The sequence below is a fragment of the Limnohabitans sp. T6-5 genome (assembly GCF_003063315.1).
Lineage (GTDB): Bacteria > Pseudomonadota > Gammaproteobacteria > Burkholderiales > Burkholderiaceae_C > Limnohabitans_A.
The window spans coordinates 906,410-921,902 of the sequence record NZ_NERV01000001.1; the positions used below are offsets into that span (position 1 = coordinate 906,410).

At 60.2% G+C, this 15,493-nt stretch carries 13 protein-coding genes; 7 read left to right on the plus strand and 6 right to left on the minus strand.

Going from position 1 to position 15,493, the window contains the following annotated elements:
• Positions 1 to 30 precede the first annotated feature (30 nt).
• Positions 31 to 942 carry a LysR substrate-binding domain-containing protein gene (locus B9Z51_RS03935; protein WP_108371942.1) on the plus strand — a complete coding sequence of 304 codons (912 nt, stop codon included), beginning with the start codon at positions 31 to 33 and terminating at the stop codon, positions 940 to 942.
• Positions 943 to 1,664: 722 nt separating this feature from the next.
• Here the strand turns inward: B9Z51_RS03935 and B9Z51_RS03940 are convergent.
• Positions 1,665 to 3,224, minus strand: a complete 1,560-nt coding sequence (locus B9Z51_RS03940; RefSeq protein ID WP_199227441.1) for an acyl-CoA synthetase — start codon at positions 3,222 to 3,224, stop codon at positions 1,665 to 1,667.
• A gap of 108 nt (positions 3,225 to 3,332) precedes the next feature.
• Here B9Z51_RS03940 and B9Z51_RS03945 point away from each other — a divergent pair, with 108 nt between their 5' ends.
• Positions 3,333 to 3,854: a DUF2889 domain-containing protein gene (locus B9Z51_RS03945; protein ID WP_108371944.1), complete on the plus strand. Its 522-nt coding sequence runs from the start codon at positions 3,333 to 3,335 to the stop codon at positions 3,852 to 3,854.
• Between the two features lie 378 nt (positions 3,855 to 4,232).
• Here the strand turns inward: B9Z51_RS03945 and B9Z51_RS03950 are convergent, their stop codons facing one another.
• The 3 genes from B9Z51_RS03950 to B9Z51_RS03960 form a co-directional block, all read right to left on the minus strand.
• Positions 4,233 to 4,481 carry a UPF0175 family protein gene (locus B9Z51_RS03950; protein WP_108371946.1) on the minus strand — a complete coding sequence of 83 codons (249 nt, stop codon included), beginning with the start codon at positions 4,479 to 4,481 and terminating at the stop codon, positions 4,233 to 4,235.
• Positions 4,482 to 4,554: 73 nt separating this feature from the next.
• Positions 4,555 to 5,268, minus strand: coding sequence for an RloB family protein (locus B9Z51_RS03955; protein ID WP_108371948.1), 714 nt, complete (start codon positions 5,266 to 5,268; stop codon positions 4,555 to 4,557).
• Positions 5,258 to 6,538, minus strand: a complete 1,281-nt coding sequence (locus tag B9Z51_RS03960) for an ATP/GTP-binding protein (RefSeq protein WP_108371950.1) — start codon at positions 6,536 to 6,538, stop codon at positions 5,258 to 5,260. The genes B9Z51_RS03955 and B9Z51_RS03960 overlap by 11 nt, the downstream gene beginning before the upstream one ends.
• 193 nt (positions 6,539 to 6,731) lie before the next feature.
• Between B9Z51_RS03960 and B9Z51_RS03965 the strand changes: the two genes are divergently transcribed.
• Positions 6,732 to 7,130, plus strand: a complete 399-nt coding sequence (locus B9Z51_RS03965; RefSeq protein WP_108371952.1) for a helix-turn-helix domain-containing protein — start codon at positions 6,732 to 6,734, stop codon at positions 7,128 to 7,130.
• Complete coding sequence (locus B9Z51_RS03970; RefSeq protein ID WP_158272820.1) at positions 7,120 to 8,745, plus strand: VIT and VWA domain-containing protein; 1,626 nt, start codon at positions 7,120 to 7,122, stop codon at positions 8,743 to 8,745. The genes B9Z51_RS03965 and B9Z51_RS03970 overlap by 11 nt, the downstream gene beginning before the upstream one ends.
• Here B9Z51_RS03970 and B9Z51_RS03975 read toward each other — a convergent pair.
• Complete coding sequence (locus tag B9Z51_RS03975) at positions 8,742 to 9,911, minus strand: IS4 family transposase (RefSeq protein WP_108372711.1); 1,170 nt, start codon at positions 9,909 to 9,911, stop codon at positions 8,742 to 8,744. The genes B9Z51_RS03970 and B9Z51_RS03975 overlap by 4 nt on opposite strands.
• Before the next feature lie 358 nt (positions 9,912 to 10,269).
• Between B9Z51_RS03975 and miaB the strand changes: the two genes are divergently transcribed.
• Positions 10,270 to 11,607, plus strand: a complete 1,338-nt coding sequence (gene miaB / locus B9Z51_RS03980) for a tRNA (N6-isopentenyl adenosine(37)-C2)-methylthiotransferase MiaB (protein WP_108371956.1) — start codon at positions 10,270 to 10,272, stop codon at positions 11,605 to 11,607.
• A 403-nt stretch (positions 11,608 to 12,010) separates the two neighbouring features.
• Here miaB and B9Z51_RS03985 read toward each other — a convergent pair whose 3' ends face one another.
• Complete coding sequence (locus B9Z51_RS03985) at positions 12,011 to 12,406, minus strand: gamma-glutamylcyclotransferase (RefSeq protein ID WP_108371958.1); 396 nt, start codon at positions 12,404 to 12,406, stop codon at positions 12,011 to 12,013.
• A 195-nt stretch (positions 12,407 to 12,601) separates the two neighbouring features.
• On the opposite strand from B9Z51_RS03985, the gene B9Z51_RS03990 reads away from it, so the two are divergent.
• A complete protein-coding gene (locus tag B9Z51_RS03990; protein WP_108371960.1) occupies positions 12,602 to 14,005 on the plus strand; it encodes an aromatic ring-hydroxylating dioxygenase subunit alpha in 1,404 nt (467 codons plus the stop codon).
• Positions 14,002 to 15,483, plus strand: a complete 1,482-nt coding sequence (locus B9Z51_RS03995) for a glutamine synthetase family protein (protein WP_108372713.1) — start codon at positions 14,002 to 14,004, stop codon at positions 15,481 to 15,483. The genes B9Z51_RS03990 and B9Z51_RS03995 overlap by 4 nt, the downstream gene beginning before the upstream one ends.
• The last annotated feature ends 10 nt before the right edge of the window (positions 15,484 to 15,493 follow it).

Here is a 15,493-nt window from a genome sequence, read left to right on the forward strand (position 1 = left end):
GTATGATCTGACAACCCCAGAACCCACACCATGCGCCGCAAACTCCCCTCCACCCAGGCCCTGATCTGCTTTGAAGCCGCCGCCCGGCACGCCAGCTTCACCAAAGCGGCGCAAGAGCTGGCCCTGACACAAGGCGCCGTCTCGCGCCAGGTGGCCGCGCTCGAAGACCTGCTGGGCGTGCCGCTGTTCAAGCGCGGGCAGCATGGCATGCAATTGACACCGGCCGGGCAAGACTATGTGCGCCAGATCAGCACCCGGTTGGACGCGCTGGAGCGCGACACGCTGGACCTGATGGGCAGACAAGGCCTGGGCGAGAGCCTGACGCTGGCGGCCGTGCCCACCTTTGCGTCACGCTGGCTCATTCCCCGCCTGCCCGGCTTTGCCAAGGCCCACCCGCAAACGCCCATCCACATCGAAACCCGCACACGCCCCTTCATGTTCAGCGACTCGGGGCTGGACGCGGCCCTGTACGCGGGCACTCCGGCGCAAGTGGCGCAATGGGCGGGCACAGCGGCCACGCACTTGTTTGACGAAGAAGTCCTGCCCGTGTGCAGCCCCGAACTGCTGGGCCAGACCCAAGCTCTGCCGCCCGAAGCCCTGGCGCACCTGCCCTTGCTGCAACCCTCCACCCGCCCCGAGGCCTGGCGCCAGTGGTTTGACGCGCAGGGCGTGGATGCCCCACGGGCCATGGCCGGGCCGAGGTATGAGCTTTTTTCAATGCAGGTGGCCGCGGCCCGCTGCGGCTTGGGCGTGGCCCTCATGCCCACGCTGCTGATTCCATCAGAGCTGGCCAGCGGCGAGCTGGTGGTGGCCTGCGACCGCCCGATTCGCGGACAGCGGGCCTATTACCTGGTGCAGCCGCAAACAGCCCAACCCCGGCCCATGCTGGAACACTTCAAGGCCTGGCTGCTGCTGCAAAAAGAGGTGGACGCTGCACCCTGAGCAGCATGCAAGGCCATCCAATGTCGGGGTCTTCGACCGCCGACCTACAAAACCACAAGCCTCCCCGTAGGTCGGTACTCGCAGAGTCCGACGTTTCTGCGATGAGCAGTGCAGCTTGCCATAGGCCTGTGGGCGAGATGAACAAACGTCGGGGTCTTCGACCACCGACCTACAAAACCACAGGTCTTCTTGTAGGTCGGCACTCGCAGAGTCCGACGTTTTTGCGATGAGCAGTGCTGCTTGCCATAGGCCTGTGGGCGAGATGAACAAACGTCGGGGTCTTCGACCACCGACCTACAAAACCACAGGTCTTCTTGTAGGTCGGCACTCGCAGAGTCCGACGTTTCTGCGATGAGCGGTGCTGCTTGCCATGGGCCTGTGGGCGTGATGAACAAACGTCGGGGTCTTCGACCACCGACCTACAAAACCACAAGCCTCCCCGTAGGTCGGTACTCGCAGAGTCCGACGTTTGTGGGGTGAGCAGTGCTGCTTGCCATGGGCCTATGGGCGTGATGAACAAATGTCGGGGTCTTCGACCACCGACCTACAAAACCACAGGTCTTCTTGTAGGTCGGCACGCGCAGAGTCCGACGTTTCTGCGATGAGCAGTGCTGCTTGCCATGGGCCTGTGGGCGTGATGAACAAACGTCTGGGTCTTCGACCACCGACCTACGGGGTGACGGTGCAATCAATTCAAACTTCAGCTTGTCGGATCCATAGACTCAGGCGTAACGCTGGCGCAAGTCACGCTTGAGCAGCTTACCGCTCGGGTTCTTGGGCAGCGCGTCGGCAAAGACCACGCGCTTGGGTGTCTTGAAGCCCGCCATGTGCTGGGCGCAGTGGGCGATCACCGCTGCTTCGTCCAAAGACTGACCAGCCTTGACCACGATGACCGCCGTCACAGCCTCCACCCATTTAGGGTCAGGCAAGCCGATCACAGCCACCTCGCTCACTTGCGGCAGGCGGTAGATCATCTCTTCCACCTCGCGACTGGCCACGTTTTCGCCGCCGGACTTGATCATGTCCTTCTTGCGGTCCACCACGGTGATGTAGCCCTCGTCGTCGATCATGCCCAGATCCCCGCTGTGGAACCAGTCGCCCTCAAACGAGGCCTTGGTGCGCTCATCGTCGTGAAAGTAACCCAGCATCAAATGCGGCGAGCGGTGCACGATCTCGCCCACCTCGCCCACGGCCACATCCTGCATGGCGTCATTCACCACACGGGTCTCAACGTTGCGCACCGCCTTGCCGCACGAGCCGGGTTTGCGCAGCTGGTCTTCGGGGGCCAGCATGGTGGCCAAGGGCGCGATTTCGGTCTGGCCGTACAAGTTCCACAAGCGCACCTTGGGCAGACGTGCGGCCAGCTCTTTGAGCACCTCCACCGGCATGATGGACGCGCCGTAGTAGCCCTTGGCCAGCTTGGAGAGTTTGTCGGCATCCAGCAGGGGCGAGCGCAGCAAGGCGATCCACACCGTAGGCGGTGCAAAGAAGCTGGTGATGCCGAACTTCTCGATCATCGGCAACAGGTTGTCGGGCGTGGGTTTGGACGTGATGACGTTGGTGCTGCCCATGTAAATGGCCGGACCAAAAAATACATCGAGCTGGGCGCAGTGGTACAGCGGCAGCGCGTGCAGGGCCACATCAGCCTCGGCGATTTCGGCGTCGATCACGCAGCTGACGTACTGCCACATGACGGCGTCGTGCGTGAGTTGTGCGCCTTTGGGCGACGATTCGGTGCCGCTGGTGTAGACGATCTGCGCCACGTCGTAACTGCCCAGCCGCAAATCGGGCAGAGCATCGGGGCAAGCGGCCAAGGTGTCAAAGCTGTGCATGCCGACCACAGGCTGGCTCGGGTCTTCGGACGGCAGCCAAATGAACTGCTGCACCTGCGTGTCCAGCTTGGCTGCAGCCTGCGCCAGCTCGGCCAGGCCGCTGTCGGTGGCCAGTGTTTTGGCGCCTGCGTGTCGCAAGATGTAGGCGACCTCTTCGGCCTTGAGCATGAAGTTGATCGGCACCATGACCGCGCCCCGGCGGGCCAGTGCAAAGCGCAGCGCGGCAAAGCCGTGCGAGTTGCGGGCCAGCACCGCCACCTTGTCGCCCTCGGCCACGCCGATGCTGGCCAGGCCTGCGGCCAGGCGCGTCACCAGCGCATCGAACTCGGCATACGTCCAGGTGGTGCTGCCACACACGATGCCGGTCTTGGCGGGCAGGCGGATCGCGGTGCGGCGCAAGGCATCGGCGATGGTCTGGCGGCGGACGGCGGGGTGGATGGTGTGGGACATGTTCGGGGCTCCTGCGTGGCTATGATCAGGTGATTCAACATCAGACCCGCGAGAATTCCATTGGCACTTCCCCCTCCCTCCCCCCGAAAACTGTCACATACGCGAACCGTGGTGTACCAAGGCTATGACCGCGAAGACGGCCTGTGGGACATCGAAGCCCAACTGACCGACGTCAAGACCTATGGTTTTGAAGTTTCAAACGAACGGCCCTTTCCAGCCAACGAGCCGATCCACAACCTGAAAATCCGCGTCACACTCGACAACAAGATGGTCATCCAGGACATCGCCACCTCGATGGACGACATCCCCCACCCTGAGTGCACGCAGGCCCCCGCCACCTTGCACCGGCTGATCGGCTGCACCATGGGCCCAGGCTGGCGCAAAGTGATCAACCAACACGTAGGCGGCACCGAAGGCTGCACCCACTTGCGCGAAATGCTGTTCAACATGGCCACCGCCGCCTTCCAGACCCTGCCCGCCGGTCAATGGCACCGCCGCGAGCTGGCCGGACAGCCCCAGCCCGAAATCACCCAAGCGCCCTACTTCCTGGGCCAATGCCACAGCTGGGCCTATGACAGCCCGACGGTGCAAAGGGCTTATCCGATGTTTTTCAAGCCGAAGAATGCCTAAACACTCAAGGCCACTCACGACTGCGGCTGACCGTCAAAGAGTTGTGGCCAATACCCTGGGAACCTTGCGCATCGAAAACTTGAAACCCAGCAAAAATCTTCTGCACAAGCTGAACAATTACATCAACGGTCAAACAACGACTGCCGATCTTCTTGCTGATGCGCGTCTGACATATTTCATTCAAATTAGGTCACTGTGACTCTTACGCCATTCCAGCACAAAGGCATTGCGGCCATTGAGGAAACAAAACGTCTGGGTAATGGAATCGCCGCCGAAGTTGTGATGTCAAATCTGGATGATCGCTTAGCGGCAGCCAGAACTACTCAAGCAAAAGTGAGACATCCAGCGAACTTCGTTGCTGAACAAACAGCCGAGCGTTCAGGCGTTGCGGACATCGTCGGACAACTCGTCTTTGAGCAAATCGATCGATGTCACACCAAATCTTGACAACTCTCCCATAAATGAAAGGCGGTCTAACCCGGCCAGTGCTGCCGCCATGCCCGCAGACAGGCGTTTCATTTCAAAAAATTTGATAGCTATGGCCAATTTGGCATCCCGCTGGAAATCCTCTTTGCTGCAATGCATCACATCCAAGTATTTTTCTGGAACGTCTAACAAAATTTGCATGGGAATATCCGAAGGATCAAATGATCATCAAGCCGCAGCTCGGTGCTTGATGTCATCCAGCACCTGAACCAGCTCAGTCACCTTGGTAGGTGGGGCAATGCTTCAAGCCTTCAATGTACTGAACCAACTCATCCACATTCGTCCAGGGGTTGGCGTGGATTTGAGGATCTTGTTTGAGGGTTTTGGCGGCGGACTGCCGCAACTTGTTGGCATGCTTGGCGGCGGTGGCCAGCTTGCCTTGAAGCAGCGCGGCCAAGCCACGTTGAGCCTTCCCGTATTGCGCCAAGCCCGCTTTGGTTTTGAACTGGCTGACCACCACGTCGCCCACCGATTTGTTGCCCGCCTTGGCAAAAGGCGCATCCGAATAGCCAAAATGCAGCAAAAACCAGAACTCAAAACAAGGCGTTGACGTGATGGCATTGAAAGGCTTGCCGCCTGCTGCCAGCTCACGCGCGCGTTGCAAGGCCGCGCTGAACGTTGGGTGCGCATCGCGATCAAAGACGCAAAAAACCTGGTCAAAACTGTCGCCCATTTGAGCGTCTTCGGCATACAGTTTCTCGGCCGTCTGCACTACACGGTCTGGCGACGAACCCTCACTGGGCTTGATGTTCACCCATGAATGTGGAATGCCCCGCACCTCGCGTAACTCGGCCAGGTAATGCGGCTCGGTCTTGCTGCCTTCACAGACGATCAAGCAGCGTGGGCTCTGCGCCCGCTGCTGCTGCTGCCTGGCCAGGGCGTTGCTGGCCCTGGCCTTGCGCTTTTTGAACAGATCGTCAGACCCCATAAAAGTCCAGACCCTTCAAAAACGGAATACCGCCATAACGGCCATTCAGATAACCGCGTTCAATCGCTTCGTTCTCGCGCGGGCTGAAGTCAGACAAGGGGTACAACTTGGAGGCCCGTTGTGCGTCTTTTTCCATGAACCACACCTGGTCACGCCGCAGAATTCTTTGGCTCAGCAGCGTGGTGTCGTGCGTCGTGAAAATCAACTGCGCCTTGGAGTTCTCCAAGTGCAAACGCTTGACCAGGTAATGGACCAGCATCGGGTGCAAGCTGGTATCAAGCTCATCCACCACCAGCACACGGTTGTTTTCGGTCACATCCAGCCAAGGCCCAGCAAAAGCAAACAAGGCGCGGGTGCCGTCTGACTCTTCATCTTCCGCAAACTCCACGCCCTCGCCAGTGACCACGTCCTGGTGCACAAACTTGATCGAGGTGATCTTCTTGCCATCCAGGTCCTTGGCAATTTGATCGCGGACAGCAGACGGCATGCCTTTGGGCAACTGCTCAACGGCAAACGTAGACTCTTCAAGCCGAAGGTCTGCAATGCACAGGTCTGCCATGTTCATGAAATCAACAATCCGCTGCCGGTCGGCGGCGTTTTGGCAGCGTTGCATCGTGTAGCCCGCGCTCAGACTGTGCGGCGCATCCACCACGCGCAAGCGGTCTTTGAACCAATCAAACACGGGGCGCAGTTGCTCTTGCTTGTTTTGAACGGCTTTCGAGAAATACAGCGTGTTCTCCAAGGTTTCATCCGCCCAGTCCTGGCGTTTACGCCCGCCCACAAACTGGGCGCTGAACTTGTAAACGTCTTTGCCTGCCTCGGCATCCCAGGCACGGTGGAACCACTTTTGAGCACGGCCTTGCGGGTAGGCGAATAGCCACTCTTCGGTCACCCGCACGGCGTTGCAGCGCACGCCGTATTCGTAACGCACCGCGCCCTCTACAAAAGTGACTTCAAACTCGCTGTCTTCGGAACGCGATTGGGGCGACAGCCTGAAAGGCACCACATCAAGTGCGTCCCCCGCCTGATGCTGGTGCGAACGCAAAACCAGCTCTTGCAGAAATTTCAGCGCAGCAATCAATGTGCTCTTGCCAGACGCATTGGGACCATACATCACCGCCGAGCGCACCAAGCGTGGCAGGCTGCTGCCCGCACTGACTTCAAACGTGTTCGTCGCCAGCAACTCGTCATAGGCGACCGCAGCCGCCATGCTCAGAGTCTGGCGTTGGTGGATGGAGCGGTAATTGCTCACTGAAAATTCAATCAACATGGATCAAATTATGCATCAGATGCATTTTTTTGCACGTTATGCGCAAAAATTATTATGGAAATTTAATTTATATAAGATTACGTTAACCACAAACACAGTCCGTGCAAGTCTTGGAACGCACAACTTAAGGACAGGATAAGGCTCGTTTTATTAAAGACAGTCATTGCGACAGTATTTATGTCACAATAACCCCATGACCACCACCTACTCCATAGACCAGCTCTGTGCGCTGACCGATTTGCCCAAGCGCACGGTCCGCTATTACATGCAGCTGGGCTTGGTGGACCGGCCAGTGGGCGAGACACGGGCAGCGCACTACACGCCCTTGCATTTGGGCCAACTCATGCAAATCCGCAAGCTGGCCGACTCAGGGGTGTCGTTGGAGCGCATCCGCGCCGTCATGGCCGGTGGCGAATCGCCCGTGCCTGAGCGCCAACAACAGCCCGGCAGCATCCGCGTGCGCAGTCATGTGTTCATCGCGCCAGGGGTGGAACTGCAAATCGACCCGCAAGAAGCGGGCTTGTCACCCGAACAACTCCGCGCCTTTGTGCGCACCGTCATGTCTGCATGGGAAAACAAAAATGAGCAATGAAGTGATGGGCCTCAAAAGCCGCGATGACGGACAAGCCGTCGCCCTGCAATCGGTGCTGGCCCAAGGCCAACTGCAAGGCCTGATGCTGCGCATGAAGCTGCGGCAGGTCTACCGCAACACCACGGGCGACAACCTCGAATGCGTTTACACCTTCCCCTTGGCTTGGGGTAGCGTGTTATTGGGCATGGCGGTCGAACTCAACGGCAAACGCATGACCGGCACCGTGGTCGAAAAGAAAGAAGCAGAAACCACTTACGAAAAAGCCATCCAGTCCGGCGACTTGCCCGTGATGCTGGAGCGCTCGGGCAAAGACCTCTACACCGCCAACCTGGGCAACATACTGCCCGGCGACGAGGTGGTGATCGAGCTGGAATACGCCCAACTGCTCAAGCTGGAGGGCGGCATGCTGCGTTTGAGCCTGCCCACAACAATAGCCCCGCGCTATGGTGACGAACACAGCCAAGGCGGCCTGGCTCCACACCAGACCGCAGCGGCCAGTCCACTCGCCGAATACCGCCTGCATGTGTCGCTCGACATCGCCAACCCATTGGCCCAAGGCACCATCACCAGCCCATCGCATGGCGTACAGCGGGTTAAACACCAAAACGGTGTGATGGTCAAACTGCAAAACAAAGCCTGGTTGGACCGCGACTTTGTGCTGACCATCCACGGCCTGAAAGACATGGTCTTTGCCATGGCCAGCGCCGACGCCACGCAACCCGGCCAATACACCCTGCTGACCAGCGCTACAGCCCATTGGGATGCTGCCAACACCGCGCCTGCCAAGCTGCGCATGAAAGTGCTGGTGGACGGCTCGGGCTCCATGCAAGGCGACAGCAACGAACAAGCCCGTGATGCTCTGGACTGGCTGTTCCATCAACTGGAGAATGACGACGAAGTCTCAATGACGCGCTTTGGCAGCCATCCTTTGCATGTACTGCCCCGGCTACAACGGTGCACCGAGTCTTATCAGCGTCGCCTGCGTTCAGAAGCCCGCAACATCAAAGCTGAATTGGGTGGCACCGAAATGGACCGCGCACTTGAAGCAGTGATTCGGATTAGGCATGAAGACGAACGCCCTGTTGAAGCGGCCAGCATCCTACTCATCACAGACGGCGAAGTCTGGAACATTGAAAACATCGTTGCCACTGTGCGTCAGTCGGGCCACCGTCTGTTTGCGCTGGGCGTGGGCAGCGCCCCGGCCGAAAGCCTGCTGCGAGAGCTGGCCGAAGTCAGCGGCGGCGCCTGCGAAATGGTCAGCCCCAGCCAAAGCATGCAACAAGCCGTGGCTCGTTTGCTCGAACGCATGCGCCACGCCTGCGCCATCCAATGCAGCATGGAAAGCGATGCCGAACTGATCTACCAGTCGCCCAGCCCACGCAAAATCACCCCAGGCGATACCATTCACCAATGGGCACAAGTGGGCAGCAAACCTGTTGCCGCGCCAAGCCAGCGTTGGGCACTGTCAGACAAAACACTCACTCGCAGAGCAGAAAACCTGATGGGGGACGATGAAGGCATATTGCCCCGCCTGTGCGCAGCACAGCGCCTGCTGGACACCACCGACTCCGAACGCCAACGTGAATTGGCTATGCAATCAGTAGTGTCCGGTTAAAAAGTGAACAAATTCAACTGCTTAGCGCAGTCAGGTGGTGCGGTTATGTAAGCATCGGTCTGCAAGGCGCATGAAATCGACGTTTTCTCGAAAACAGACACCGACAAAATCTGTAGAAAAGTGTAGAGCGAGGCTTTCAATTGCAACTCCTTCTTGACAACGGCAATCAGCACGTAAGTGGCCACGGCGCACCAGATTTGCGTCTTGACTGCGTTCTCGCTGGTGCCCAAAAACTTCTTGATTCGCAGATGCTGCTTGATCCATTTGAAGAACAACTCGACCTGCCAACGGTTCTTGTACAGGGCTGTGATGGTCAACGCTGGCAGTGTCATGTTGTTGGTCAGAAAGACCAACACCTTTGCCGTCTGCGGGTCCTTGAACTTGATGCGCCGCAAGTGCTCGGGGTAGTCCTTGCTGGCGTATTGCCCATTGAGCGCAATGGTCTGATCGCAGACAAGGCCCGTGGTTCTGTCTACAGGGGCCGAGTACACACGCCGGGCGTTCATATTGCTCTTGGCACGGGTCACGAAGAAGGCGGCGCACTGGTGCATGGCGTACAGGCGAGAGAAGTCCAGATAGCCCCTGTCCATGACGTAGAAAGCGCCCGCCTCGATGGGCATCATGTCCAGCACATGCACATCGTGCATCTTGCCGTCGCTGATGTGGATGAAGGCGGGAATTGCGCCGCGCAAGTCCAGCAAGGTGTGCATCTTCACAGCGGCCTTGGTGGAGCGAAACGGTGCCCAGTCGAACAAACCCAGACACAGGTCGATGGTGGTGGAGTCCAAGGCGTAGACGGTGGCATCCAAATCCACGCCCATGGGTTCTTGTGCATACAGTCTGCGGGCTCGGTCGATCAATCGCATCGCCAGAGCATGGTAAATACGCCAGTCGCGAGAGTTCAGGGCATCGGCCAGCGTCGAGCGTGCAGGAATGTGGCGCATGCCCATGTGAAAAAGTTTGGACTGATTGGCCGTCAAACATGCTTCGATGTCGCGCAAAGACTCGCGCCAAGTCAGTTGGGCAAACGCCATGATGCGAAACAGCTCGGTACAACTGAGCGTGCGCACCCCAGCATCGCCGCGATGGCGATCGACGATGCGACCAAAGGTCTTCCAGGGCACAAAGTCCATGACCTGCGCGAACAAGGTTTTGCCTGCGTTCATGGGCATCTCCAGGTGATTGAACCCTTGGAGCATGCCTAGTGTGCAAAATAAAATTCAAATCGTGGACACCCATGAAACCTCTGAAACCCTTGCCGTTACTCGCTTGCAGCGAGTTGGCTATCAAATAAACCGGACACTACTGCAAGAAAGAATGACTTTTGACGCCCTGGGATAAGGTTTGTCCGACTTGAAAAATTCCATGCATGACCCCCTGCGATAATCACCCCTCCCCAGCGCCCCAAGCGCTTCCCCTCAACAGCCTCTGGATCTACACCATGAACCGCTGCACTTTGGCCCTTTTCGGGCGTGCTTTGCTTTGCCTTGACTTCATCACCTCCCTGAACGCCGTGGAGGCCGCATGAGCAAGAAGGTCTTCATCAAAACATTTGGCTGCCAGATGAACGAGTACGACTCGGACAAGATGGCCGATGTGCTGGGCGCGGCCCAGGGCTATGAGCCCACGCAGGATGTGGACGAGGCCGATCTGATTTTGTTCAACACCTGCTCCGTGCGCGAGAAGGCGCAAGAAAAAGTCTTCAGCGATCTGGGCCGGGTGCAGCACCTGAAAGCCAAGGGCGTGCTGATTGGCGTGGGCGGCTGCGTGGCCAGCCAGGAAGGTGCCGAGATCATCAAGCGTGCGCCTTATGTGGACGTGGTGTTTGGCCCGCAGACCCTGCACCGCTTGCCCGAGTTGCTGGCCGATCGCGAGCGCAAGCAACGCCCGCAAGTCGACATCAGCTTCCCCGAGATTGAAAAGTTTGACCACCTGCCGCCCGCCAAGGTGGACGGCGCCACGGCCTTTGTGTCGATCATGGAAGGCTGCAGCAAATATTGCAGCTACTGCGTGGTGCCCTACACCCGGGGCGAAGAAGTGTCGCGCCCGTTTGACGATGTGCTGGTTGAAGTGGCGGGCCTGGCAGCGCAGGGCGTGAAAGAGATCACCCTGCTGGGCCAGAACGTGAACGCTTACCGGGGCAAGATGGGTGGCACCTCAGAGATTGCCGACTTTGCCTTGTTGCTGGAATACGTGGCTGACATGCCAGGCATCGAGCGCATCCGCTACGTGACCAGCCACCCGAATGAGTTCACACAGCGCCTGATTGACGCGTACGAAAAGATTCCCAAACTGGTGAGCCACTTGCACCTGCCGGTGCAGCACGGCTCGGACCGCATCTTGATGGCCATGAAGCGCGGCTACACCGCCATGGAATACAAGAGCACGATCCGCAAGCTGCGGGCGATCCGCCCCGACATGTCGCTCAGCAGCGATTTCATCGTGGGCTTCCCCGGCGAGACCGAAGACGACTTCAACAAGATGATGAAGCTGATCACCGATGTGGGTTTTGACACCAGCTTCAGCTTCATCTTCAGTCCCCGCCCCGGCACGCCAGCGGCCAACCTGCAGGACGACACACCACACGCCGAAAAATTGCGCCGCCTGCACCACCTGCAAGCGACCATCGAAGAGAACGTGCAGCGCATTGGCGAGAGCCGCGTGGGCACGGTGCAGCGCATTTTGGTGGAGCGCCCTTCACGCAAGGACGCGACCGAGCTGGCGGGCCGCACCGAGTGCAACCGGGTGGTCAACTTCCCCGGCGGCCCGAACATGGACCGCCTGATCGGTCAGATGGCCGATGTGCGCATCACCCAAGGCCTGTCGCACTCGCTGCGCGGGGAGTTGGTGATCAAAGATTGATGCCGGGCGACATGCCGGGACTGATGGAACGACCTGCGTTTGTAGGTCGGTGGTCGTAGACCCCGACACTGGGTGGATCGACCTGTGACGCCATTTGTTGGCGCTGGGGTGGTGCCGGCACATGTCGGACTCTTCGAGTGCCGACATGCGGTGTCGGTGGGGATTGCGTCGTTTGTACGAACGCGAAGGGCCGTGGCGATTGCACGAACGCGCTGGTTCCGGCGTGGGGATGTGGGCACGGTGTTTTGTAGGTCGGGGGCTTCAGCCCCGACACAGCGCACGGCCAAGGCATGCCCGGGCTAAAGCCTTCGACCTACGAATCTCTCTCGTTATCTTCAGGCCTGTCCTTGTGGGCTGGGCGCAGGTTCAATGTCGGGGTCTTCGACCGCCGACCTACGGGGGATCAGGAGTCGCGCCCGACTTCGCGGATGTAGCGACGGTAGTCGCCATGCGCGATGGGCCTGCAGCCATCCACCGTGCGGTTGTACACATAGGTCTGCACCCGCTGGCCTTGCAGCGGGCCGCTGAGCACGGTCACTTCTTCGCGCCAGTATTGCGAGGCGGCTCGATCGCTGGGCACCATGTCTTCGACCCCATCGAGTCGGGCCAGGTGTGCGTCATCGACTTCGTAAACTTCGCCGACCACTGAACCCTCGCCATGCAACAAACCAGGATAGCGGCTCAGATCGACCAAGCGTCCAGGCACCTGAGCTGGCCCCATGAATCGGGCGCCATGCATTTCGGCCTCCAAGCGCAGGCCGGGCATCAGGGTGCCGTAGATGAAAAGTGCGTGTGTCATGCGCAGGATTTTGCGTCATGGCGGTCCAAATGGCCTGCCCCGAAATTGACACGCATCAAGCTCCGTCCATCGTGTCGCCTGTTGGCAGGCCGCGTCCACACAGCCGTTTAAACTGATTGACAAGAGACAGGCCTGTCCCGCCACAGGGACGAGCACACCACAAAGACAGACACACGGCGCAAGTCAGAGGCTTACATGAAAGCAGAACAGAACGAACTCATCACCCGCATTGGCCCGGGCACGCCCTGCGGCGAGGTGATGCGCCACTATTGGCAGCCCGTCGCCCTGGTGGACGAATTCAACCCCGCGCTCGACCCGCGCATGGCGATTCGTCCCGTCAAAGCTGTGCGCATTTTGGGGCAAGACCTGGTGCTGTTTCGCAACGCACAGGGCGAATATGGCTTGCTCGACCGCGACTGCCCACACCGAGGCGCTGACCTGGCCTTTGGCCGCAACGAAGGCGATGGCCTGCGCTGCCCTTTTCACGGCTGGAAGTTTGACGTCACGGGTCAATGCATCGAAACCCCCGCCGAGCCCACCGGCAGCACGCTGTGCAAGCGTGTGCGCCAGCGCAGCTACCCGATCATTGAGCGCAGTGGCATTGTGTTTGGCTGGTTCGGCCCCGAAGGCCAGACGCCTCCGCAACTGCCCGCCATCGACGCTTTCAGCGCCCCCGCCACGCACACCTTTGCCTTCAAAGGGCTGTGGCATTGCAACTGGTTGCAAGCGTTTGAGGTGGGCATTGACCCGGCACACGCGTCGTACCTGCACCGCTTTTTCAATGACGAGTCGCTCGAAGGCAGCTATGGTCGCCAGTTTCGCGGCGCGAGCGCGGGCGATGTGCAAGGCGAGCGCTGGCCCATGACGCGGGTGATGCGCGAGCTGGACCAGCCGGAAATTTCGTTTGAGCCCACCGATGCGGGCCTGCGCCTGACGGCCCTGCGCCCGATCAACGAGGCGCTGACCCATGTGCGGGTGACCAACGCGCTGTTTCCGCACACCTTTGTGATTCCGCTGTCGGAGACCATGACCATCACGCAGATGCATGTGCCGGTGGACGACACGCACACCTATTGGTATTCGGTGTTCACCAGCTTTGCCGGGCCGGTGGACAAAGAGGCCATGCGCAACCAGCGCCTGCCCTCGGTCACCCTGCCCGACTACATCCCCAAAGCGGGCAAGCACAACCACTGGGGCTTCAACCCCGAAGAGCAAGTGGCGCGCACCTACCTGGGCATGGGGGAAGACGACATCAACGTGCACGACCAGTGGGCCTGCGAGAGCATGGGCGCGATCCAGGACCGCACCCGCGAACACCTGGGCACCAGCGACAAGGTCATCATGGCCAACCGCCGCATCTTGCTCAAAGCCATTGAGACGGTGCAGGCCGGGGGCTTGCCACCCGGCTTTGCGCAGGGCGCCGTGGCCAGCCAACGCATCGGCCCCGACACGGTGGACGGCATCGCGCCCAGCGGGCAATGGCCGCAGTGGTGGCGCGAGGCTTGTGATGCCAAGCGCAGCGGCGCACCGTGGGACGCGGCACTGCCGGGCCATACGCCCACGCCAGCGGACACCCCAGCCAACACGAGCGCGGCATGAGCTTCGCTGAACGCTGCGGCCTGCACAGCCGCGAACGCCAAGCAGCTTGCGAGCAATTGGTGCGGCAGGTCGAGGCCTCGGGCATCGAGCTGATCCGCCTGGGCTGGTGCGACCTGCACGGCGTGGTGCGCGGCAAAACCATCGTGGCCTCGCAGCTGCGCCAAGCGCTGGCCAACGGCATCGGCATGGTCAGCACCTTGCTGCTCAAAGACAGCTCGGACCGCACCGCTTTCAAGGTGTTCGAGTCGGGCATCGAAGACACCCTGCCTGGCTTTGCCGGGGCCAGCAATTTCACGCTCATGCCCGACCCGGCCAGCTGGCATGTGCTGCCCTGGGCCGACAAGACCGGCTGGCTGCAGTTCCAGCCCTACTTTGCCGACGGCCGCATCGTGCCGCTCGATTCGCGCCATGTGCTGCAACAAGCCGTGTTGCGCTTGGCCGAGCGCGGCTGGCAAATGCGCTGCGGGCTCGAAGTCGAATTCCACATCTACCGCCTCAAAGACCCGCTGCATGGGGCAGACCTGGACCCGGATCGCGCCGCCTGGCCCGGCCCCGCGCCCGAAGTCAGCCTGATCCACCCGGGCTACAACCTGCTGACCGAAGGCTGGATGGACCGGGCCGAAGAGCCGCTGCGCATCGTGCAGCGCACCGCGCAGGCGCTGGGCTTGCCGCTGATCTCGCTCGAAATCGAACTCGGCCCCAGCCAGGTCGAAGCGGTGTTTGACGTGAGCGACGCGCTCACGGCCGCCGACCAGATGGTGCTGTTTCGCAACGCCACGCGTCAGGCCCTGCGCCGCGCCGGTTACCACGCGACCTTCATGTGCCGCCCGCCGTTTGAACACATCATGTCCAGCGGTTGGCACCTGCACCAATCGGTCTGCGAGTTGGCCACGGGGCGCAACGTGTTCATGCGCGACACGCCCGCGCCCGGCAGCAGTTCACGCGATGCACGGCAGGTGCTGAGCGATGCGGGTGCTGGCTGGCTGGCCGGATTGTTGGCGCACGCTCCGGCGCTCACCGCCCTGTGCACCTCCACCAGCAATGGCTATGGGCGCTTTCGGCCCAACGCGATGGCACCGCAGTCGATTTTGTGGGGTCGTGACAACCGGGGTGCGATGCTGCGCGTCATCGGCGAACCCGGCGACCAGGCCACCCGCATTGAAAACCGCTTGGGCGAACCGGCGGCCAACCCTTATCTGTACATGGCCTCGCAAATCCACGCAGGGCTTGATGGTGTGGACGCGCAGTTGCAAGCACCTGAGGCCACTGAAACGCCTTATGCATCAGGGTCTGTCTCTATTCCCACGTCTTTGGCCGATGCGGTGCAGGCGCTGCAGCAAGATGCGGCCTTGTGCCAAGCCATGGGTCAGCCCTGGGTGGATTACTACAGCACCATCAAACTGGCCGAACACCGGCGCCTGACCCAGGCCGAAGACGTGCTGGAGTTTCACAAGCGCGAATACTTCGGCCGAATTTAACAACCCCTAT

Coding starts and splice junctions, on each gene's coding strand:
- B9Z51_RS03935 (WP_108371942.1), top strand. CDS start 31: ATGCGCCGCAAACTCCCCTCCACCCAGGCCCTGATCTGCTTTGAAGCC.
- B9Z51_RS03940 (WP_199227441.1), bottom strand. CDS start 3,224: ATGTCCCACACCATCCACCCCGCCGTCCGCCGCCAGACCATCGCCGAT.
- B9Z51_RS03950 (WP_108371946.1), bottom strand. CDS start 4,481: ATGCAAATTTTGTTAGACGTTCCAGAAAAATACTTGGATGTGATGCAT.
- B9Z51_RS03955 (WP_108371948.1), bottom strand. CDS start 5,268: ATGGGGTCTGACGATCTGTTCAAAAAGCGCAAGGCCAGGGCCAGCAAC.
- B9Z51_RS03960 (WP_108371950.1), bottom strand. CDS start 6,538: ATGTTGATTGAATTTTCAGTGAGCAATTACCGCTCCATCCACCAACGC.
- B9Z51_RS03965 (WP_108371952.1), top strand. CDS start 6,732: ATGACCACCACCTACTCCATAGACCAGCTCTGTGCGCTGACCGATTTG.
- B9Z51_RS03970 (WP_158272820.1), top strand. CDS start 7,120: ATGAGCAATGAAGTGATGGGCCTCAAAAGCCGCGATGACGGACAAGCC.
- B9Z51_RS03975 (WP_108372711.1), bottom strand. CDS start 9,911: ATGAACGCAGGCAAAACCTTGTTCGCGCAGGTCATGGACTTTGTGCCC.
- miaB (WP_108371956.1), top strand. CDS start 10,270: ATGAGCAAGAAGGTCTTCATCAAAACATTTGGCTGCCAGATGAACGAG.
- B9Z51_RS03985 (WP_108371958.1), bottom strand. CDS start 12,406: ATGACACACGCACTTTTCATCTACGGCACCCTGATGCCCGGCCTGCGC.
- B9Z51_RS03990 (WP_108371960.1), top strand. CDS start 12,602: ATGAAAGCAGAACAGAACGAACTCATCACCCGCATTGGCCCGGGCACG.
- B9Z51_RS03995 (WP_108372713.1), top strand. CDS start 14,002: ATGAGCTTCGCTGAACGCTGCGGCCTGCACAGCCGCGAACGCCAAGCA.